The 19,683-nt window shown below is 55.6% G+C and carries 17 protein-coding genes and 6 pseudogenes; 16 read left to right on the forward strand and 7 right to left on the reverse strand.

Features of this window, described 5'->3' with window-relative positions; genetic code table 11:
- Window positions 1–344: pseudogene (locus GGD50_RS31880) on the reverse strand (hypothetical protein); the annotation flags it as partial.
- A gap of 552 nt (window positions 345–896) precedes the next feature.
- Here GGD50_RS31880 and GGD50_RS31890 point away from each other — a divergent pair.
- Window positions 897–1,079, forward strand: a complete 183-nt coding sequence (locus GGD50_RS31890) for a hypothetical protein (RefSeq protein ID WP_183941213.1) — start codon at window positions 897–899, stop codon at window positions 1,077–1,079.
- A gap of 676 nt (window positions 1,080–1,755) precedes the next feature.
- Here the strand turns inward: GGD50_RS31890 and GGD50_RS31895 are convergent.
- Entirely contained in the window at window positions 1,756–2,049 is a 294-nt protein-coding gene (locus GGD50_RS31895; RefSeq protein WP_183941215.1) for a CopG family transcriptional regulator, read from the reverse strand.
- A gap of 331 nt (window positions 2,050–2,380) precedes the next feature.
- Between GGD50_RS31895 and GGD50_RS31900 the strand changes: the two genes are divergently transcribed.
- The 4 genes and pseudogenes from GGD50_RS31900 to GGD50_RS33160 form a co-directional block, all read left to right on the forward strand.
- Window positions 2,381–2,677: a type II toxin-antitoxin system TacA family antitoxin gene (locus GGD50_RS31900; protein ID WP_183941217.1), complete on the forward strand. Its 297-nt coding sequence runs from the start codon at window positions 2,381–2,383 to the stop codon at window positions 2,675–2,677.
- A 3-nt stretch (window positions 2,678–2,680) separates the two neighbouring features.
- The gene (locus GGD50_RS31905) at window positions 2,681–3,190 is read left to right on the forward strand and encodes a GNAT family N-acetyltransferase (protein ID WP_183941219.1); all 510 of its coding nucleotides are present in this window, start codon (window positions 2,681–2,683) and stop codon (window positions 3,188–3,190) included.
- Window positions 3,191–3,415: 225 nt separating this feature from the next.
- Window positions 3,416–3,706 carry a hypothetical protein gene (locus GGD50_RS31910; RefSeq protein ID WP_183941221.1) on the forward strand — a complete coding sequence of 97 codons (291 nt, stop codon included), beginning with the start codon at window positions 3,416–3,418 and terminating at the stop codon, window positions 3,704–3,706.
- 132 nt (window positions 3,707–3,838) lie between these two features.
- A pseudogene (locus GGD50_RS33160) lies at window positions 3,839–4,109 on the forward strand (PIN domain-containing protein); the annotation flags it as partial.
- A 110-nt stretch (window positions 4,110–4,219) separates the two neighbouring features.
- On the opposite strand, the pseudogene GGD50_RS31915 reads toward GGD50_RS33160, so the two are convergent.
- Window positions 4,220–4,588 (reverse strand): annotated as a pseudogene (locus GGD50_RS31915) (aldehyde dehydrogenase family protein); the annotation flags it as partial.
- A gap of 244 nt (window positions 4,589–4,832) precedes the next feature.
- On the opposite strand from GGD50_RS31915, the gene GGD50_RS31920 reads away from it, so the two are divergent.
- From GGD50_RS31920 to tnpC, 5 genes are all read left to right on the forward strand, one after another.
- Entirely contained in the window at window positions 4,833–5,180 is a 348-nt protein-coding gene (locus tag GGD50_RS31920) for a helix-turn-helix domain-containing protein (protein ID WP_183941223.1), read from the forward strand.
- Window positions 5,180–6,481 carry a type II toxin-antitoxin system HipA family toxin gene (locus GGD50_RS31925; RefSeq protein WP_183941225.1) on the forward strand — a complete coding sequence of 434 codons (1,302 nt, stop codon included), beginning with the start codon at window positions 5,180–5,182 and terminating at the stop codon, window positions 6,479–6,481. Before GGD50_RS31920 ends, GGD50_RS31925 begins: the two co-directional genes overlap by 1 nt.
- Before the next feature lie 272 nt (window positions 6,482–6,753).
- Window positions 6,754–7,125, forward strand: a complete 372-nt coding sequence (locus GGD50_RS31930) for a transposase (protein WP_246451671.1) — start codon at window positions 6,754–6,756, stop codon at window positions 7,123–7,125.
- Window positions 7,122–7,466, forward strand: coding sequence for an IS66 family insertion sequence element accessory protein TnpB (gene tnpB / locus GGD50_RS31935; protein ID WP_183941229.1), 345 nt, complete (start codon window positions 7,122–7,124; stop codon window positions 7,464–7,466). The genes GGD50_RS31930 and tnpB overlap by 4 nt, the downstream gene beginning before the upstream one ends.
- A 76-nt stretch (window positions 7,467–7,542) precedes the next feature.
- A complete protein-coding gene (gene tnpC, locus GGD50_RS31940) occupies window positions 7,543–9,141 on the forward strand; it encodes an IS66 family transposase (RefSeq protein WP_183941241.1) in 1,599 nt (532 codons plus the stop codon).
- 59 nt (window positions 9,142–9,200) lie between these two features.
- On the opposite strand, the pseudogene GGD50_RS31945 reads toward tnpC, so the two are convergent.
- Window positions 9,201–9,779 (reverse strand): annotated as a pseudogene (locus GGD50_RS31945) (IS66 family transposase); the annotation flags it as partial.
- 111 nt (window positions 9,780–9,890) lie between these two features.
- On the opposite strand from GGD50_RS31945, the gene GGD50_RS31950 reads away from it, so the two are divergent.
- The 3 genes from GGD50_RS31950 to GGD50_RS31960 all read left to right on the forward strand — a co-directional run bounded on the left by GGD50_RS31950 (window position 9,891) and on the right by GGD50_RS31960 (window position 14,244).
- On the forward strand, window positions 9,891–11,036 hold the full coding sequence (locus GGD50_RS31950; RefSeq protein ID WP_183941231.1) for an acyltransferase family protein: 1,146 nt from the start codon (window positions 9,891–9,893) through the stop codon (window positions 11,034–11,036).
- Window positions 11,037–11,452: 416 nt separating this feature from the next.
- Window positions 11,453–12,526 carry a glycosyltransferase family 2 protein gene (locus GGD50_RS31955; RefSeq protein WP_183941233.1) on the forward strand — a complete coding sequence of 358 codons (1,074 nt, stop codon included), beginning with the start codon at window positions 11,453–11,455 and terminating at the stop codon, window positions 12,524–12,526.
- A gap of 23 nt (window positions 12,527–12,549) precedes the next feature.
- Complete coding sequence (locus GGD50_RS31960; protein ID WP_425504007.1) at window positions 12,550–14,244, forward strand: hypothetical protein; 1,695 nt, start codon at window positions 12,550–12,552, stop codon at window positions 14,242–14,244.
- A gap of 118 nt (window positions 14,245–14,362) precedes the next feature.
- Here the strand turns inward: GGD50_RS31960 and GGD50_RS33165 are convergent.
- Window positions 14,363–14,467 (reverse strand): annotated as a pseudogene (locus GGD50_RS33165) (IS110 family transposase); the annotation flags it as partial.
- A gap of 86 nt (window positions 14,468–14,553) precedes the next feature.
- The gene (locus GGD50_RS31965) at window positions 14,554–15,528 is read right to left on the reverse strand and encodes an FkbM family methyltransferase (RefSeq protein WP_183941235.1); all 975 of its coding nucleotides are present in this window, start codon (window positions 15,526–15,528) and stop codon (window positions 14,554–14,556) included.
- Window positions 15,529–16,412: 884 nt separating this feature from the next.
- On the opposite strand from GGD50_RS31965, the gene GGD50_RS31970 reads away from it, so the two are divergent.
- Complete coding sequence (locus GGD50_RS31970; RefSeq protein WP_183941237.1) at window positions 16,413–17,309, forward strand: class I SAM-dependent methyltransferase; 897 nt, start codon at window positions 16,413–16,415, stop codon at window positions 17,307–17,309.
- A gap of 100 nt (window positions 17,310–17,409) precedes the next feature.
- On the opposite strand, the gene GGD50_RS31975 is transcribed toward GGD50_RS31970, so the two are convergent.
- Window positions 17,410–17,571, reverse strand: a complete 162-nt coding sequence (locus tag GGD50_RS31975) for a hypothetical protein (RefSeq protein WP_177309892.1) — start codon at window positions 17,569–17,571, stop codon at window positions 17,410–17,412.
- Here GGD50_RS31975 and istA point away from each other — a divergent pair.
- On the forward strand, window positions 17,570–19,081 hold the full coding sequence (gene istA, locus GGD50_RS31980) for an IS21 family transposase (RefSeq protein ID WP_425504006.1): 1,512 nt from the start codon (window positions 17,570–17,572) through the stop codon (window positions 19,079–19,081). The two genes, GGD50_RS31975 and istA, sit on opposite strands and share 2 nt — an antisense overlap.
- A 12-nt stretch (window positions 19,082–19,093) precedes the next feature.
- Window positions 19,094–19,594: pseudogene (locus tag GGD50_RS31985) on the forward strand (ATP-binding protein); the annotation flags it as partial.
- Window positions 19,595–19,683: the final 89 nt, after the last annotated feature.

A 19,683-nucleotide genomic window follows, 5' to 3' on the forward strand; every position in this document is an offset into this window, starting at 1 on the left:
TGGTCCAGGCCATCGTGGTCTCCATCGAATCTCGCAAATCCGAAGGAATCATAACCTGTTGAAATCACCCACCTCTTTTTGAGGCAGCCTCTCAGATTGGAGACCGTGACTGGCGGGCAGCTCGGATTGAACTTGCGCTCAAAATGCATTGCCAATGTCGCCTGGCTGAGCAGCCACTTCTGCAGATCGGCGACATAGCGCACCACTCTCGGCGCCGTACGATGGATCGTCAGCAACTCCAATGCTGCGTCGCGGAGAGCCGCTGCAAACGAGGCATCCGCTAGCAGATCGTCGACACTGAAAGAGCGGCACCTGTCTCGCAATTGGGCTGAATTTGCATGCATTGGCATTTCAGTGGGTGCGAATCTTTATAAAAATGCGAGGAGTCATAGGGGAGGAAATATAGAAAGTTCCAAATGGATAGGCGCTGCCGGCATGTTTGGCAACTCTCTTCGATAGCTGAAGACAGATACTGCCAAGAGAACTGTGGAGGACAATTATTCATCGTGATGATGAATCTTGTTCCGCCGGGATCCATCAAGGCTCGGTGGGAGCCGACCGATTTCCTGCGGGTTACCATGTCAACGAAAGGAGCTGTTCACGCCGTTCCCATCAACACGATCCAGGATTTGCGGCGCATCGAGGAATTGAAGGCGGCGGCCAGATACACCCTGGAAGACGTTGTCGCCTCAGCGAACGAAGCGGCGTGGGGCACCCGAGAGGTACTCGTCGCGCCCCACTCTCTCGAGGACGTCAACAGTGCGGACCGGATCCTGCTGGCGATCGGTCAGTTGGCGATGCGGTTTGCGAACAGATCGGGCACGGTGAATTCGATGGAGGAGCGGCGGCGACAATCCTTGTTCCTTAGGCGCACGTCAAATCTGATGGAGAAGACGATGAGCACCAACGACACGAATGCGACGCCCGAGCAGCGACGTCCTAAGGACGTGAGTCCCGTACCGGAAAAACCCGAAAAGGCCGACAAAGAGTCCCTCGCGCCGGCAACTGTCCAGCCGGCTGGTAGCAAGGACGAGAGCGAGCGGCCGATCGTTGATCCGATAACCGGCGTGGCAAAGTGACTGCAATACCTGGCGACCGCGTTGAATTCGGCCCGGACGACCTCGAGTGCGTCCTATAGGGACGGCACCCACCGACTGCTGTTCAGCGACTATGCCGACAATTAAATGAATATTGGCGTGGCCTTGCCACTGTTCGAGGGGCTCCCCATTTCCTTGGTTGACCTCGAACTGGAGTCTCGAGATGGACGACCTGCCGACCGAAACGCTATCCTTCCAACCAATCGAAATCCTTCCACCCAAGCGACACGAATGGGTCGGCGAGGGAGCAACGCTATGCCTCTGTTGCGGCCAACTCCGGTCACGTCAGTGGATGCACGATGACGGCTGCGGGATATGTGAAGAATGCCTGGCGCCATAACGCAAGTCTCGAACAGGTCCCTTGAAGATTTCGAGGCGGCATTGGCGTGTCATCCGGACGGGTACGTCGAAGGCAACTTCCGAGATCGAAGATGGGGGTCGACCGTGACAAGATCGCTTGACGGCCGTCGAACATGGTTGTTCGCCGAGGAGCTCGGCGGGAGAGACATCGTCAGCTTCAACATTTATCGTCTGTCGGGACGGCTGACGCTGAAGCCGTGCGAGATGTCGTCGTCCAAGGTGATTGATTTCCTCCTGGGTTTCCGACAGGACGGGCGGACGCAAGAAGGAGTATAATGACGACCGAATTCTCGCCGCTTCAAGCCGTGCCATCCACGTCGCAATCCTCAGCCAGATCCCGCACCGGCAGATAGGCGTTCGTCTCCAGCCATTCTTTGATGATGTGACGGACCATCTCGTTTCGCGTCATACCGAGTTGGCCAACAATCGAGAGCAAAGTATCGTCCGTTTCAGCATCCAGGCCGATCGGTGTTGCGTTCCGGATCAAAAGCGCCGCACGTCGCAACATAATCTGCAGGTCGGCACGAGACGCGTCTCCAATGCGATCGGCTGCATATTCAAGTTGCCCCGCCAGAACGAGGTCGGCCGGCACGTAAAGATGCCTGGCCCGACACCAACTGCATTTGATCTGAACACATTGCCGGCCCTGAAAGCTTGGAAGCTTTGGAGGTTCAGCAAGTTTCGACGGTGACAGGTAAACTGGTGGATGCGTTTCTGGCACGGATGTGTCTCAAGCTTAACCGCATGATTGTCCGTCGGCGTCGGTCGATATGTCCTGGATCGATATCTCGTGCCCGGTAGCGCATCGACACAGCTCTGCATCGTATCGTTTCACCGAGTTGGTCAACTTCCTTTGACGATCCTGATTGTATGTATTGCATTTTGCGATACAGCATCTTATCTTCCGCTCAAGGAGACAAGTAATGACGAGCACCGAACGCAAGGAATACCCGATTGCAATGCGCCTGCCCGCCGCAGACGTCGCGATGATTGACCGTGCTGCTAGCCTACGCGGTCGCTCGCGCACTGATTTCGTGCGGGACGCCGCCGTGCGCGCGGCCGAGGAGGTCGTCATGGAGCAGGGCCTAGTCCGGATGAGCCCCGAAGGATTTGCTGACTTCATGGACGTTCTGTCACGTCCGGCAGTTCCGGTTCCTGAGATGGTGGAACTGGCCAAGCGTCCGGCGCCCTGGGAGCCCGGCTATGTGGCGAAGCAGTAAGCCGTGTCGCTATCGGTTCCCGAACCGCTCGCCGTCACGCATGACACTTCCGACTTCTGCTGCGGCAAGTCCACGCTCGATCACTGGCTAAAGACACGCGCTCTCTCGAATCAGCAAAAGGGCTTTACAGCCGTTCTCGTCGTCCATGAGGCACGGCGGGTGGTTGGATATTATGGTCTTGCACCGACTGCGGTGGTTCCGGCGATCCTGCCGCGCGCAATTCGCACCGGACAACCACCGGATCCAGTTCCTTGCCTCCTTCTCGGTCAACTCGCGACGGATACGGAATGGGCCGGCCGCGGCATCGGCACAGGTCTTGTAAAGCACGCCCTCGAACGCTGTGTTCAGGCCGCCACGCTGATTGGTGGGCGGGCCTTGATGGTCAATGCTGTCGATGAGGGCGCCGCTGAATTTTGGCGGCGGCGAGGTTTCGCACCCTCCAAAAGTGACCCATTGATCTTGTTCCGCTCGATTGCCGACATCGCTGCTTCGCTTGCAGTAGCCAAAAAATAAGTGTTGCTTCGGATATTGTACGTGTCTTCCACAAGTCGAGTTGCGTACGATGGCTCGACGATCAAGGCGTTTGTGCGGCCCATCGCCCCCTATCGGCGATATTGTGTAGCGCCGACAATGCTCGGCACTCAGGTCCCGAGGATCCAATCGGCAGCGACAACCAAGAGCATCCACAAAAGTATGGAAGCCAGGATGGCTAGCAAGAGATATTTCAGGCGATTCGTCATGGTCCAACGATACCTTATCCTGCTGGCCATTTCGGGAACGCCGCCTCGCTCCGACCAGACAGCCCTGGAAGTTCCACAACTCGAATGCCGCCGCGCTGGCATTCGTGAATGGAAAGACGCGTGGATCACCGTATCGGAATTCAATCACGATCTGGCGGAAGTCTCATTTTACTACGATCCAAATGCGGAAGTGCTGGGATCGTTCAGTAAGGGCTTCCTTGCGAAGATCGCGGCAGCTTTCAAGCCTTTCCTCGCAAGCCCTAATGCCAGAATTAGTCGTACCGAGTGAAGCCGCCAGTATCCAGGGGCGATGTATCCAGACCCTCGGGAGGTGCTGCAATCAGCCTTTGACCGCATCTAGCGGAACGCTGGCTGATACGAAGCGTGCCCCCTGACCATCCCACCCTCGACCCATATGTGGTTACGACTCGTGGAGCATGTGACACCGTCGCAGGGAAGGTCCTGCGCAACTGGTTGGAAAAGACGGTCCTCAAGACATTTTCCGGCCGTACCTGCCGCTGGACGAGGCGGCAGTCGTTCAGGCAGCGAAATGGCATGTTCCCAATCCCAAGCCGGACGCCTATATCGCGGCGATAGCCTTCACCCGGCGGATGACACTGGTTACGCGAAACGTCAAAGATTTCGAGGCTATGGGAGTGGCGCTTGTGAATCCGTGGTATATGCCAGCATAGCAGTTTTAGGTTCGAACTGAATCTTCGGTCTCGATTCACACCGGGGAGCCGATAGCGGTGGTACCCCGACTTTCCGCAGGTTCGGACGGCTCTCGCTCGACTTTCACACATTAAATGCTGAGGCACAGATATTTGATCTCAACATAGTCGTCGATCCCGTATTTCGAACCTTCACGACCTTGGCCTGATTGCTTGATGCCACCGAACGGTGCAACCTCCGTCGAAATCAAGCCGGTGTTGATACCCACTATTCCGTATTCCAGAGCTTCCGCGACTCGGAAAATCTTGGAAGCGTCCTTGGAATAGAAATATGAGGCGAGACCGAACTCTGTATCGTTCGCCATCTCGATAACATCGTCTTCGGTCTCGAACTTGAAGATCGGTGCAACCGGACCGAAGGTTTCCTCCCGGGCAACTTTCATTTCGGATGTGACGCCGGTCAGGATCGTCGGTTGGAAGAATAAGCCCCCTTTCGCGTCGCGCGCGCATTTTCGTGCCCAAACAGGAGGTGGCTCAACACGTCCGGGTGTGTACGTCGATGCAACGGACGACATCGAAGCGATGATCCCCGGCCATTCCGCTGCCCGTATCACAGAGCAGCGCGCGACATAGGAGAGCGGAATTCCGCTTTTTGTACTCTATGTTGCGGAATCGCGCTCTTTGATGTATAAGACTGTACGTGCGGAATTCCGCGCGTAGCTGCACTGAGGCGCGAAATTTCGCATGATTTCGACTATCTTCACAATACTCGGTCAACAGTTGCTAGCTGCGCGGCGAAAGCGGGGGCTGAACCAACCCGATCTGGCTGCAAGGCTCGGACGCAACCGCGCTCGCATATCCGAATTGGAGCGCGATCTAGCTACCAACCGCCTTGGACGGGATCGACTAACCCTTTTTGCAGAGATGTGCGACGCTCTTGATCTTGTCCCGATATTGATACCGAAGTCGCGTGTTGCCGAGCTCCGCCCACTGATCGAAGAAAATCCCGTGGTCCGACATTCGGCGGAAGTGCCCTCGGCATTTGAAGATCTTTTCATCGATTTGGACGACGTTGATCCTGAGGATAGGTGATGGCGAAAGCAGCGGCTGTTCTAGGCACCTTCATCCTTGATCATACACGCGGGACCGTCAGGGTAGGGACGCTTACCCGGGATGGGGATGGTGCAGTTTCGTTCGTTGTTGCAGAAGGCTTCTTGCGAGACCCAACCCGTCCGGTTCTAAGCTTGGGATGGTATGATCCAGAAGACGACAGCGGTACGCGTGATCGGCTTGCCAGGCGTGGGGATAAAATCGGACTGCACGGCACGCTACCACCATGGTTTTCGGGGCTTCTACCCGAAGGCACTTTACGAGAGCTCGTGATGACGGAAATGGGTCCTGGTGATCATGACGAGTTCGATGTGTTGACACGGCTCGGTGCAGACTTGCCTGGCGCAGTCATTACTGTCCCGGAAACTGACATACCACCTTCGGCTGGTCCGTTGGATCTCGGAAAAGTTCATGGTTTCAAGGCGCCAATCCCTCAAGGAACAGTCAAGTTCTCGCTTGCTGGAGTACAACTCAAATTTACCGGGAATCCTGTTGGCGATCGGCTAACGGCTCCCGCTCGCGGTGGCACCGGTCGTTGTATCATAAAGGTCCCAAGTGATCGCTTCCCTGGTCTTCCCGAGGTCGAGTATGCCGCGATGCAAATGGCCGGGATAGTTGGTGTCAGGACCGCTAGATGCCGGCTCGTATCACGTGATGCGGTGAGCGACGTGCCGCCGGAACTCCTAGCTCATGGCGATATGGTGTTAGTAGTCGACCGGTTTGATCGAACCGAAGACGGCGGTCGCATCCATATCGAGGATGCCGGCCAGATACTTGGAGCCATTGGTGACCGAAAATATACAATGGCAACGACTGAAACTGTCATCAACATGGTCCGTCGATTTAGCTCTGACCATCGAGATGACATCCTGGAGGCAATTCGGCGCATCGTTGCCGACGTGCTGCTAGGCAACGGAGACAATCATATCAAGAATTGGTCATTCTATTTCCCGCGGCCAGGTGAGATTCGGCTTTCGCCGGCGTATGATATCGTGCCAACGGTACTCTACGCACCCATGGATACGATGGCGCTCCGATTTGTCAAAACACACAACTTCGAGAGCGTAAATCTTCACCGCTTCGAACGTGTTGCGAGGTTTCTGCGGCTTGATCCCAAACTAATCATCCGCGAAGTTGAGGCGGCCGTCATTCGGGCGCTCGAGATATGGCCATCGGTTGTGCCCGATTTGCTGGGAGAGAAGCAAGCGGTGCAGTTGCTCAAGCGGCTGGATACTCTGACGCTAGTGCGCGAAATCAGAGGCAAGGCTAGAAAAAATCCATAGGATGACAGGATCCCGAACTTCTGAACCATCGCCCGACAATGTCGACTAAAGTGTTCGGCAAGTTGGAGGCCGGCTGGATGAGCTCTCAGCTTCTATGCGGCAGAGATATCACAAGACAATTCCAATTTGGCAAAATTTAGCAGACACAGGTTCGGAATCCATCAACAACTCCATTGTAAGCGCGTAAGCGCATAGGCGACCCCACGTAGCATCCAGATAGAAAATCGCTCATTTTCAGCATGAATCATGCTGGGAACCCTATGAGTGAAGATATGAATCATGATCGTACGTTCGAAATTCTGACGGCAGAGCCGGTGCGAACGCGGCGGAAACCGAAGTCGTGGTCAGATGAGGCGAAAGCTCTGATCCTGGAGCAAGCTCTCGCTCCTGGCGCTAATGTCTCTGCGGTGGCGCGTGCCCATGGAATGGACCCGTCGCAGCTCTTTGGATGGCGGCGAGTAGCCCTCGCATCTGGTTCGGTTCAGCGCCTGAAAGCAACCGAAAACGAAGAGGTCTTTACTCGTTTCGAGGCGGTGCGGACGGACACTGTCGAGATCCAGGTGGGCGACACGACACTTCGCGTCAGCGCTTCGATCAATCCGGCGCTGCTAAGCGGCATTGTCCGGGCGGTACGGCAAGCATGATCGCTTCGGGTGTCGTGGTCTATGTGTCGTGCCAACCGGTCGACTTCCGCAAAGGCGCTGCATCGCTTATGGCCCTGGTTCGCGATGGCGGCCTCGACCCCTTTAGCGGCGCTCTTTATGTATTCCGCTCAAAACGCGCAGACCGGATCCGCATTGTTTGGTGGGACGGCAGTGGGGTCTGCCTTTACGCCAAAATAATCGAGGAAAATGGCTTCTGCTGGCCTGTCCCGTCTGCTGCCCGCGTCCGTCTCGACCATGCGCAATTAATGGCACTTCTGGCCGGAATGGATTGGAAAAAGATCCGCCCCGCCAAGGTGCGGCGGCCACTTTCGATCGGCTGATGACGATGTGCGGCAAGATGAATCATGTTGCTGTAAGTGTTGGGAAATCGGCTGCATTCTATGCTCTACTACGCGCATGGTTTTACCCGGTCCCGACCTTCCTGACGACGTCGATGCGCTGAAAGCGATGATCATCGCTTTGAACGCAGAGAAGGCTGCGACTGACGCCGAAATTGCCCGAATGAAGGCTGTCCAACAGAAAGCCGACGAGCGGATCACCACTTTGACGGCGATCTTGAAGGTTTTGCAGCGGGCCCAAAACGGGACGCGCTCCGAGCGACTGCGGCTGGCGATAAACGACGAGCAGATAGACTTCGCTTTTGAGGAGGTCGAGACTGGCCTTGCGGCGATTGATAGCGAACTCGGCCAAGTGGGCAAGGAGCGGCCAAAAAGGGAGGCCCGGCCTCGCAAAGGTTTTGCCGCCCATCTCGAACGCATCGAGGAAGTGATCGAGCCGGAGATCCCCGACGACTGCCTGGGCTTGGAGAAAGTTCTGATCGGTGAAGACCGATCCGAGCGGCTCGATGTCATCCCGCCAAAGTTCAGGGTCATCGTCACACGCCGCCCAAAATATGCGTTCCGGGAACGTGACGGTGTGCTGCAAGCTTTGGCACCCGCGCATATCATCGAAAGCGGGCTGCCGAGCGAACGGTTGCTGGCTTATATTGCTGTGTCGAAATACGCCGACGGCCTTCCGCTCTACCGGCAGGAGGCGATCTATCTGCGCGACAGCGTGGTTCTCAGCCGCTCTTTGATGGCCCAATGGATGGGACATCTGGGCTTCGAGTTGCGGATCCTGGCGGATTACATCCTGGAGCGTATCAAAGCCAGTGAGAGGATATTTGCGGACGAGACGACCTTGCCGACGCTGGTCCCCGGCTCTGGTAGAACAATGAAGGCGTGGTTATGGGCTTACGCTTGCGATGACCGACCGTTTGGCGGGTCTGGCCCGCCGATGGTTGCCTATCGCTTCGAAGACAGCAGGGGTGGCAAGTGTGTCGCGCGTCATCTCGCCGGGTTCAGCGGCATCCTGCAAGTCGATGGCTACTCGGCTTATACCAGTATGCTCAAGGAGCGCGCCAAGTCCGGCAGCAATGAAACGATCAAGCTGGCCGGATGCTGGGCACATTTACGCCGAAAGTTCTACGAGCTGCATGTCGGCGGTATCAACGAGGCTGCGACAGCGACGATTACAGCGATGACGGAACTTTGGAAGGTTGAAGACGAGATCCGCGGCAGTGATGCCGAAACCCGTGCCACACGTCGTCAGGAGACGTCCGCCGGCATCGTCGCCAATCTCTTCCAGTTGTGGGAGAAGGAACTCTCCAAAGTCTCCGGAAAGTCCAAGACTGCTGAGGCGATACGCTACGCTCTGACACGCCGGGAGGCGCTGGAGCACTTCTTGACGGACGGCCGCGTCGAAATCGACTCCAACATCGTCGAGCGTGCCATCCGGCCCCAAACAATTACAAGAAAAAATAGTCTCTTTGCGGGAAGCGCGGGAGGCGGAGAGACATGGGCGACGATCGCCACACTTCTACAGACGGCAAAAATGAACAACGTCGATCCGCTTGCCTGGCTATCTCAAACGCTCACCCGCATTGCAAATCACTGGCCTGCATCCGATATTGAGCTGCTCATGCCATGGAACTTCAAACCAGACGCCGTCGGCTAACCGCTTACGTAAGCGCGCATTTTGCTGCACGTCGTAAAGCGGCTTGAAGTGGCTGCGGCTCAGGCGGTCTGTTTTTTGAAGTTGAAGGGCAGCAGGTCGTCGATATTGGCATCGTCGGGGCGCTGCGGCAGTACGGTGAGGACGTATTTCAACCATGCGAATGGCTCGACGCCACAGGCCCGGCAAGTCAACATCAGACTGTAGACGACGGCGCTGGCTTTGGCGCCGGCAGGTGTGTCGCTGAACAGCCAGCTGTCCCGTTCGAGAATGTTGTTGTCTATCGGCATTCGGCCGTCTTCCGTGTAGCGGGTCAGGTATTCCCATTGATTGAGCGTATAGGAGACGGCGTCGCCAAGCTTGGTGTCGGGCACGACCTTTGGCGCGATTTTGTCGAGCCATTCCTTGAGGGCGGAAAGGACCGGAACGCTATGTTTCTGGCGAAAGCGACGCATGTAGTGGTCTCGCGTTTCGCCGTCGTCGGGCTTTTCGTCCCGCACCTGCCTTTCGATCCGGTAGAGCTGGTCGAAGAACTTGATGGCCTGCGCGGGCGGCCCACCGGGTTTCTTGCGCGCCTTGAGGGCATCGACAAACTTCCGCCTGGCATGGGCCAGGCACCCGACATGCGTGGCGCCTTTCAGTACCTCCACCTCCTAGAGTAGAATGATAAACTAGCCAGATTCGCTTTACACGGATAGGCTTCACTTTCTGCATAAACTGCGTATTAATGATTGTATTCTACATATAAAATCATGGAGAGGACGTCCCGCCGGCACGATCTGGATTTAGTCAGGGTTGCAGCATTCATGCTGCTGATCATCTATCATGTTAGCCTGATCTATAATTCAAGAGTCTTCATACTGAAGGCGCCGGACAGCTCCGCAATCTTCGATCTGATTCATTTGTGGACGCATCCCTGGCGTATGTCCTTGTTGTTCCTTATTTCGGGCGTGGTGACAGGCATCTTGTTGACGAGGCAGCCCCCTGGCGCGTTAAGGAAGGCCCGAACAAGGCAGTTGCTGACGCCCTTGCTGGTCGGCATTCTGTTTCTCATACCTCCGCAGATATACGTCTGGCTAAATGCCGTTGAAGGCGTCGATATCAGCCTATTTGACGTCTTCTGGCATTACGTGACCCTGACACCGGTTCGCCTCCCGGACGGCGAGCAGGTTCTGCTCTTCGGAATACAGCACCTCTGGTATCTCGCTTATCTCTGGGTTTACACCGTGATCCTGACATTTGCCGTATCGGTGTGGCCACAATTATTGCCTGGAGCGGGCAAGTGGCTCGCAACTTGGCTGGCCGGAAAGCGGATACTGATAGTGCCCGCCCTGTTGTTCGTGCTGCTAAAGCTCGCGTTGCGGCCGGCCTTTCCCCCGTCGCTCGATATCTTAAGCGACTGGTATAACCATGCCGCCTACCTGACATCGTTTCTTCTCGGTGCCGTGATGGCGACGCGTGATGAACATTGGGATGCTTTGGTCGCCATGCGGAAGCCGGCTTTGATTTTGGCTTTGGCGTGCGCGACTAGCTTAGCACTGCTCTTTCCTGGCTTGCCGGACGGTGAGCCCGAAAAGTGGCGTGTTCTTTTGGGAAGAGTCCTCGGCGGCACCTTTCAATGGTGTGCTGTCGTCACTATTCTCGGCTATGCGAAAATCTGGTGGAACTCGGAAAACGCCGTTGTCGCTTATCTGAATAGGGCAGTTCTTACCTATTATGTGCTCCATCAGACGGTCATGTTGCTCCTTGCCTACGGATTGCATCAGATGGGACTACTGTCCGTCTCCTCCTTTATCCCGATTGTTGTTGCTACGTTTGCGATCTGTGCGTTGTTTTACGAATTGAAGCGGCGCCTGGAAGTGTTTTGGCGAATACGAGGTAGCGCCGGCGCTATTTAATTGGCCATCTCCGAAGCGATACTTCAGGGTGTATGGAAGTTTCCGTCGCAATCCAAAACTCGGGCTGGAAATCTGGTGACTGACGACTTCCGTTCAGGAGCATCTCATCCAAATCCTTTTGCTGCCCATCGATTTGGTGTCGCAACTCCGACGACAGTAAGTCACTCACGGCTGCCAAGAAGGTACAACGGAGCGAGAGGCAACATCCGTTGCCACGATGCACGAATAGGAGCGGCCTGCCATGGTTTGCCGAGCCATAGCCGGTGTAAGTTTTAATTTATTAGCTTTTAACAATGGTATCGCCAGTACTGTCGCTCCGTCGCATTTTATAATTTCTATGGCAGTCCCATCAGCATCCTTAAACGTTGTTTGACTTTTTAGACCTAATTTGACCGCTTCAATTTGATGTGGGTGACATGAACGACGTATCGCGAGAGTTGCTTCTTTCCATCGTTGCGCCTTGCCATAATGAGGAAGAGGGGCTGTCGGAGTTTTGCCGGCGAGCCGTGGCGACGGCGCGTAGCATGGTCGGTGATGCCTTCGAGATCATTCTGGTAGACGACGGTTCCACCGACGGGACCTGTGACGTCATTGCCTCGCTCACCCAGCAAACGACACAGGTGCTTGGCGTTCGATTAATGCGCAACCATGGCCATCAGCTCGCCGCGACAGCCGGGCTTGCCGCGTCGCGGGGACAGCGGATCCTTCTGATCGACGCCGATTTGCAGGATCCCCCGGAACTTTTGTTGATGATGATGCCGATCATGGATCGAGGCGCGGATGTCGTCTATGGGCAACGCGTGCGGCGACAAGGGGAAAGCTGGTTCAAGCTTGCCTCCGCGTCCCTCTTTTACCGTCTTTTGTCCCGCCTAGCCTCTGTGACGATCCCACGTGATGTGGGGGACTTCCGTTTGATGCGTCGTCGGATCGTCGATATCCTGCTGTCCATGCCGGAGCGCGACCGTTTCATTCGCGGCATGGTCAGTTGGATCGGTGGACGGCAGGTGGCACTGCCCTATGAGCGCGACGCCCGTTTCGCGGGCGCCACAAAATACCCGCTGCGCAAGATGATCAATTTCGCAATCGACGCCATCACCAGTTTCTCCACCGTGCCGCTACGTATCAGCACATGGCTCGGCATGGTTACAGCTGCCACCGCTATCATGCTGTTGCTTTATACGCTCGCGCGGTGGATCGAGAGTGAGACGATCGTTGGTTGGTCGAGCATCATGGCTGCAATCACCGCTTTCAGCGCCATCCAACTGATCTGTATTGGCATAATCGGTGAATATATCGGCCGGCTCGTCCAGGAAAACAAAAGACGGCCCATGTTCGTAATCGAAAACCTCATCCAGAATGGACATTCCCTCGACCTTGCCAGCAATTTCGCCGACATGAATGTCGCGGAAAAACGCCGGGCACTTGAAACCGCGCTGAACCCGGAGATCGAAACGTCGCCGGATCGCGGCCAATCGAGAATATATCGATGACGTCACGCCTTGCGGAGCACACTTTGGACAAGCCTGCCGCGTCGATACCGGCGGATTCCAGGGTGAGCGATGTTGGTGACAAGCATGCCTTCGTCGAGCAGCGGCCAAATTTCGTGATCGCGGCCTTTGTTGGCTTCGTTGCCATTCTCGTCGCTGCCTTCCAGTTTCCGCCGTTGTTGGATTATCCCAACCATTATGCGCGCATGTGGCTGCTCGCTGGCGGCATAACCAAACCGCCGTTTCAGCAGATTTATGCGATCGACTGGAGCAGGACTTTCACCAATGCCGGCATCGATCTCCTAGCCTACTATCTCGGACCGCTGTTTGGGATATCGTTCCTGGCGCGAATTCTGCTTTTTCTCGCGATCGTATTGCCGCCGTTAGGGGCGATAGCATTGCACCGGCGCATTTTTGGAGGAGCGTTCTATTGGCAACTTGCCATCCTCTATTTCGCCTGGTGCGCGACGCTTATCGGCGGTTTTATCAATTTTCAGATCGGTTTAGGTATGGCGTTGTTCTTTGCAACAGCCGATCATGCCTTGCAGCCGGGAAATCGGATAATTTTGTTTCTGTGGCGTATCGCCGCCGGCCTGTTTCTGACGACAATGCATCTCTTCTCCCTCGGGTTTTACATCGCGCTTCTTTGCGGACTGGAGCTTTCGCCGACACCTGAGGCGTTGTCGCTACGGCATTTTGTAAGTCGGTGCGGAAGGCTCGCGATTGGAATGTTCGCCTGCATGCTGCCGGCGCTATGCCTGTTCGCCTATGCACCCGTGTTACCCAACAGCGGCAATGCTAGCTTGGACGCAATTTGGAACAATTCGCCTATTTTAATCTTGGCTAATCTCCTCTCTGCGATTTGGACTTATGCGGCAGCGGTGGATGCGCTTCTTCTGATCCCGTTGGTGCTTGTCTGTACCAACGCGCTTCGCACACGACGCATTAGGCTGCATCGCGGTTTAGGGGTGACCCTGGTGGGCTTGCTCATCCTCTCCTGTGTTTCGCCGCTCCATATCATGGGCACGGGTTGGATCAGCTGGCGCTTTCCGATTATGGCGGCGCTTGTGGCAATGGCGATGATCTGCCCCCTGCCGCAGCTACCACGCCGAGAAGCTTTGATGCTCGCGGCGGTTCTTAGTTGTGTGGTTCTTGGCAGAACGGCCTGGGTTGGCTTCAATTGGTGGTGTGGGCAGGCTGATGTCGCCGATATCCGCACGGTCCTCGCTGCAATACCGAAGGGCTCGGCAATCTTACCGGTGGCCCACAAGCCTAAACAGATCCCAATCGGGTTTGATCATCGGCATTTCGCCTGGAACGAGGACACTTTCCGGCACTTGCCGACGCTTGCAGTTCCTTTCGCCAGTTCTTTCGTGCCGACGCTATTTACCGCCAAAGGCAAGCAGCCGCTGGTGGTGTTGCAGCCGTGGACCGATATCGCCGTTCCAGAGGGCAATCTCCTTTCTGTCAGTCTGCTGGATTGTCCATCGCTTGAAAACCTCAGCACTGTGGTGCCGTATTTGAGAAATTGGCGGCAGCATTTCGATTTTGTTCTTGTCCTTAACGCTGATACTCCGGACCGGTATAGCGGCGACAGCATACCCGCAGGGTTGACGATCTTGAGTGACACGCCGTTTGCGAAACTCTATGCGATCGACAAGGGTTTTATTTCGCCGGGCAGTTCGACACCATCACCAGCCTGCCCGGATCCGTCAGCATAGGCAGGGTGCTTGCAAAGAGTTGGGAAGTCCCGCCGCTTAGACCACTTCATTGGAGGCGGTCCTTGCCACAGCCGCAGAAAAGGCATGTGTAAACGGTCTACGCTTGGCAAGGACTTTGCCGCCGAAGCTTTCGTCGAAGAACGGTGGCGCCACCGCTATCGGTTCTATGGACCTGGAAAACGTGTTTAGCAATATGCAGGCGGACTGTGATAACGTCCTTCATGGTCAAGCCTCTCGGGTCTGACTTTCAATCGCCACAATATGACACAGCGCTCCGGGGTGCAGGGGCGATTCATCCCTTCTGTTTAATTAGTTGCTCAGGGGCGTTCTACTTAGGACTAGGTCGCCTTGCACTGATGCCGCCTCGTCCCAAGCAATTGATCTCAAGGGCTTCTGCCAAAGCGAATGGTACGCAATGAAGTTTTCACTCCGCAAATAGGAGATCGTTTCGTGAAGCGATTCATTGCCCATGGTCCGCTTTACCAAAGGAGGGTCCCACTCAAGAATGAGTTTGATGTTATGATTGTCACGAATGATTGCCTTTGCGCCTGCAAGTACAAGGCCTTCATACCCTTCCACATCAACTTTCAGGCCGTCGACCTCTCGATCTGAGAACATAGCGTCGAGCGTGGTCGTCATTACTTCGATTGTGTCTATGCTTTCTTCAGTCTGGTTGTGTAGGCTGAGACGTTCAGCCGGGACTGTAAATCCAGACATAGCCGAATGCGTTCTGAAGTTCGAAAACCTTGCTATACCTTCTCTATCGGAAACCGCTAGTTGGTAGGTCTTAACAATACCGCCAGCGCCGTTGACGTTGACATTCAGGTTGAGGGTTTTGAATAAGTGAGGGAGCGGCTCGAAGGCGTGTACCTGGCCGGTAGGGCCGACAATAGATGACGCGAACAGCGTATGAAGGCCAACGTTAGCACCGACGTCGATGAATGTTGATCCTGGGCGTATGATCTTCATCATCGCACTTCGAATATGATCCTCCCAACAGCCATGTTCAAGCACGTGAAGCGAGATATGAAGGTCTTTTGCATCGAGAAAAAAGCGATGCCCGTCAGAAGTGTGGATATAGAAGTGTGTCGTATCCTCGCTGATGCAGAGGGGGGTCACCGACTTGGAGGGGGCTGGTTTGGTGGGAACTTTAGGTGGCGACAATCGCTGCAAAGCGGCCGGCTGTATCGCTGAAAAGTTCTGAGCTGAGGTGATCCGCTGCGCTAGGCTGCTGGCAATATGGTCGAGTGCTTTATTGAATTTGGACTGGAAGTAGCCTGACATAGTAGTCTCTCGTCGTAGAGCGCGCCGACCTTTCTGCCGAGGGGCTCGCCTCTTGTTGAATAGATTTACGTTCGGAGAAAGTGCTGCCAAAATTCTAGTAATGCTAGTACCGTGTCAATGGATAATCTGAAAGCGCGAAACCCACGTGGCCGCCGCGTCGGTGCGGTTCTTCCCACCAGAGCCTTGTCGTGAACCACAAGAAGGTTCGCTGCCCGCGTGAACACGATCCAAGGCCGAAGATCAGGCGGCGATTTATCGCCACAACTGATAGCGATCACGAAGGCTCGATCTTCCCGAATTTAGCGCAGAACATCATCCCGAGCGGCCCTAACCAGGTTTCGGTCGGCGACAACACATATTTCTCCGCCGACCTGTTTCATCTAGGTCGCTATCATCCTCGATGCCTGGCCGCGGCTGATTGTTGGTTTTGTCATCGGTCGGCCGATCGACATGCGGCTGAATGTGGCAGCCCTGAAGGCTGCCACCGGGCGTGGCCACTATTCCGACCCCCCGTTCACAATATGCTGCCGAACTCTATCGCGAGACACCGGCCGACAAAACGGCTTTGTCGGTTCGATGGGGCATCGGGTGAGGCCGCTTCAAGTCAAGGCAACGTGAGGCGTTGTAAAATTCGATACAGCATGGCATTCTTGCCGGCCCGTTCAGTGTGCGAATAGGATTCTTGAAATCCTCAAGGGCAATACCGCCCACGATCTGCAAATGGCCGAGATTGGAGCTATCTTCTGGATGTCGTCTTAGCAATGACGTTTTAACAAGGCTGTGTGATTGCAGGTTGATTAATTTGTAGAAAATGACAAACATACGTTTCATTTATAAGTAATATGCTATATTCGCCTTGCAGTAGTTTTTGGGGGAGCTGCAAGATGGATTATGACGGTCGTCTCAAAGGGTTCCAGGCCCATGGAATCGGTCTCGAAATTGCGCCTTATTTCAATCCCACGTTAAAGCGTCCAGACTTCAACGTGCATTACACTGACTATATTGGCAACGACGAAATTGCCGCCAAGGCAGCCGAAAACCCAACTGCAGGCGGCCGTGAAATTCCGAAAATCGATTATATCTGGGAGCCGGGAGTACCACTGAAACTTTGCGCTCCAGCCGCGATGATGTACGATTATGCGCTGGCAAGTCACGTCATGGAGCACGTACCGAATCCGATTGGCTGGCTTAATGAAATCCTAGAGACCATGAGGGTAGGCGCCCAACTGCGCCTAGTGTTACCAGACAAGCGCCGCAATAACGACTATTTCCGGTCGGAAACGACATTCGCACAGGTGGTTGCTTATTGGCTGGATCGTCCGCCGGTGCCGACCCCCCGCCAGGTCTGCGATTTTCTGTCCGCTAGCCTTGATGACCGATTGCGTAACGGCTTTGACGAAAAGGGCATACCAAAAAACTTAGTTAGAACATATACTGACGCAGAGGCAGTCGACTTCGCGGAGTTCGTCTACAACGAGCGACAATATATCGATGTGCACTGCACCGTCTGGTCGCCTTCGCATTTCGAGGCGGTCATGAGAAGGGTTGCGGAACTCGGCATTCTCAATGCCGACATTAATATCGTTTCGGAAACACCTCTTGAATTCGTCGTCGACCTAACAAAGCGAGGCGAACCGACTAGGCTTCCGTCGCAAAAGCGCGACGAGTGGTCGGCAAGATGTACCGCCGAGCCGTTGCGGAAATCTCTGGCAACGATTTTGCGCTTTCCACTTGCTAAGAGAGGGGCAAAGATTTTCACGAAACGACTCAAGCTTTTATAGGGGAACAAACTGGGGCCCGTTCATACTGCGCGCTTCACGAAAGCTGGACAGTTATTCCGCCAATTTGCGGATTCCGACGTGAAGCCGGCCGGCATTCCGATCAAAGACCGGCCACCATTCCGATTTGAAGCCGGCCACCGTTCCGATCAAAGACCGGCCAGTTTTCGGCACTGAAGATCACTCCCTGGGTCAGCAACTTTGGCATCAAATACCTTGCGATGAACGAGGGGATTTTGATGCCGGCAAAGAGAAGGCTGACCATGAGACATTTGCGACAAATGCTGCGGCTTGCGGCAAGCGGAACCAGCTCGCGTGAGATTGCCGTCGTGTTGGGAATTGCGCGTAGCACGGTGCAGGATAATCTGCAGCGCGCGGCGGCGGTTGGGTTAAACTGGCCCTTGCCTGGGGATCTTACCGACGATGCGCTCGAGAGCAAACTCTTCACTCGTAATGGCATCAAACACGGCACGAGACGACGGGTCGAGCCCAATTGGGCCGATCTTGCCATCGAGCTCAAGAAGCCCGGCGTTACCATGCTCATCCTGTGGGAGGAGTATCGTGGGTCGCACCCCGATGGTTACGGCTATTCCCGCTTTTGTGAGCTCCTGCGTGGTTTCCAACAGCGGCTTTCACCGACGATGCGCCAGGAGCATGCGGCCGGCGACAAGGTCTTTGTCGATTATTCCGGCAAGAAGATCCCGATCGTTGATCGCAAGACCGGTGAGATCCGCGAGGCAGAGATCTTCGTGGCAGTGCTCGGTGCCTCTAGCTTCACCTATGCCGAGGCGACCTGGACACAAACGCTGCCTGATTGGATCGGCTCGCATGTCCGGATGTTTCGTTTCTTCGAAGGCGTTCCCCGGCTGATCGTTCCCGACAATCTCAAGTCGGGCGTCAACCACGCCAGCTTCTACGATCCCGAGATCAACCGCAGTTACGGCATGATGGCATCCCATTATGGCGTCGGCGTTCTTCCGGCACGGCCAAAAAAACCGCGGGACAAATCGAAAGTTGAGAACGGAGTCCGTTTTGCTCAGACCTGCATTTTGGGGCGATTGCGCAAGCAGACTTTCTTCTCACTGGCTGAGGCCAATGCCGCCATTCGCCAAGCACTTGACCGCATCAATGATCACGTCATGCGCCGGTTGGGCGTCACCCGGCGGCAAGTATTTGAGAGTGTCGAACGTGCCGCGCTCGCCAGCCTTCCGGGTGAAGACTACGAATTCGCCGAATGGCGTCTGGTCCGCGTGTCGACGGATTACCACGTTGAGTTCAAGACCTTCTTCTATTCCGTGCCGCACAATCTCATTCGCCAGCAGGTCGATCTGAGGGCGACGGCACGCACCATCGAGATCTTCCACCGCGGCAAGCGCGTTGCCGTGCATCAGCGCCGCTATGGTGGTCCTCGTCATGGAACCGACCCCGATCATATGCCCAGTTCCCATAGGCGTTATGCAGAATGGACGCCGGATCGTTTCCGGCGCTGGGCCGCGTCCATCGGGCCACAGACAGAGGGCCTGGTGATCGCAATCCTTGCCAGCCGTCCGCACCCCGAACAGGGCTTTCGAACATGCCTGGGTGTGCTTCGCCTGTTTCGCGACATCGAACGCAATCGGGCCGAAGCCGTATCAGCACGCGCCGTCGAGATCGGTGGGCTGAACTGCAAGAGCATTGCCTCGCTGCTGGCCAACCACAAGGCTGCGCGCCATTCCACCGAACCAACCGCCATTGTCGACCATGCCAATCTCCGTGGTCCTGATTACTTTCATTGAGGAGACACACCAATGCTGACCAATCCCACCATCGATATGCTGCGTGAACTCGGCCTCAACGGCATGGCCACAGCCTTCCAGGAGCTCGACGCACAATCCGAGGCGCGCGGCCTCGAGCATGGAGAATGGCTTGCCATCCTGCTCGAACGCGAAGCCACCATGCGCCGCCAGAAGCGTTTCGAAGCCCGCGCCAGGGCTGCCAAACTTCGCCATGATGCGCAGATCGAGAATGCCGACTTTCGTGCCGCACGCGGTCTCGATCGCAATCTATTCATGGCGCTCGCTGGCTGCGACTGGATCCGCAAGCATCATAGTCTGCTCATCACTGGACCAGCCGGCGTCGGCAAAAGTTGGCTTGCCTGTGCACTCGGCCACAAAGCATGCCGCGAAGATTTCTCCGTCGCATATCACCGCGTTCCTCGGCTGTTCGCCACGTTGGCGCTGGCAAGAGGTGACGGGCGATACGGCAGGATCCTCAAATCACTCGCCAAAACCGATCTCCTCATTCTCGATTAACGTGCACTGCGCAGAGATGTGGAGCTGACACCGCAAGAGCCCGCAAACGCGCGACTTTCCCACGATACCACTCCACATAACTGAGC

Source organism: Martinezella paranaensis (assembly GCF_014200235.1).
Taxonomy (GTDB): Bacteria; Pseudomonadota; Alphaproteobacteria; order Rhizobiales; family Rhizobiaceae; genus Rhizobium; species Rhizobium paranaense.

What these genes read in the sequence shown, in the direction of transcription:
- GGD50_RS31890 (WP_183941213.1), top strand. Translation starts at nt 897, where the DNA reads ATGAGCACCAACGACACGAATGCGACGCCCGAGCAGCGACGTCCTAAG.
- GGD50_RS31900 (WP_183941217.1), top strand. Translation starts at nt 2,381, where the DNA reads ATGACGAGCACCGAACGCAAGGAATACCCGATTGCAATGCGCCTGCCC.
- GGD50_RS31910 (WP_183941221.1), top strand. Translation starts at nt 3,416, where the DNA reads ATGGTCCAACGATACCTTATCCTGCTGGCCATTTCGGGAACGCCGCCT.
- GGD50_RS31920 (WP_183941223.1), top strand. Translation starts at nt 4,833, where the DNA reads ATGATTTCGACTATCTTCACAATACTCGGTCAACAGTTGCTAGCTGCG.
- GGD50_RS31925 (WP_183941225.1), top strand. Translation starts at nt 5,180, where the DNA reads ATGGCGAAAGCAGCGGCTGTTCTAGGCACCTTCATCCTTGATCATACA.
- GGD50_RS31930 (WP_246451671.1), top strand. Translation starts at nt 6,754, where the DNA reads ATGAATCATGATCGTACGTTCGAAATTCTGACGGCAGAGCCGGTGCGA.
- tnpB (WP_183941229.1), top strand. Translation starts at nt 7,122, where the DNA reads ATGATCGCTTCGGGTGTCGTGGTCTATGTGTCGTGCCAACCGGTCGAC.
- tnpC (WP_183941241.1), top strand. Translation starts at nt 7,543, where the DNA reads ATGGTTTTACCCGGTCCCGACCTTCCTGACGACGTCGATGCGCTGAAA.
- GGD50_RS31950 (WP_183941231.1), top strand. Translation starts at nt 9,891, where the DNA reads ATGGAGAGGACGTCCCGCCGGCACGATCTGGATTTAGTCAGGGTTGCA.
- GGD50_RS31955 (WP_183941233.1), top strand. Translation starts at nt 11,453, where the DNA reads ATGAACGACGTATCGCGAGAGTTGCTTCTTTCCATCGTTGCGCCTTGC.
- GGD50_RS31965 (WP_183941235.1), bottom strand. Translation starts at nt 15,528, where the DNA reads ATGTCAGGCTACTTCCAGTCCAAATTCAATAAAGCACTCGACCATATT.
- GGD50_RS31970 (WP_183941237.1), top strand. Translation starts at nt 16,413, where the DNA reads ATGGATTATGACGGTCGTCTCAAAGGGTTCCAGGCCCATGGAATCGGT.
- istA (WP_425504006.1), top strand. Translation starts at nt 17,570, where the DNA reads ATGAGACATTTGCGACAAATGCTGCGGCTTGCGGCAAGCGGAACCAGC.
- GGD50_RS31975 (WP_177309892.1), bottom strand. Translation starts at nt 17,571, where the DNA reads ATGGTCAGCCTTCTCTTTGCCGGCATCAAAATCCCCTCGTTCATCGCA.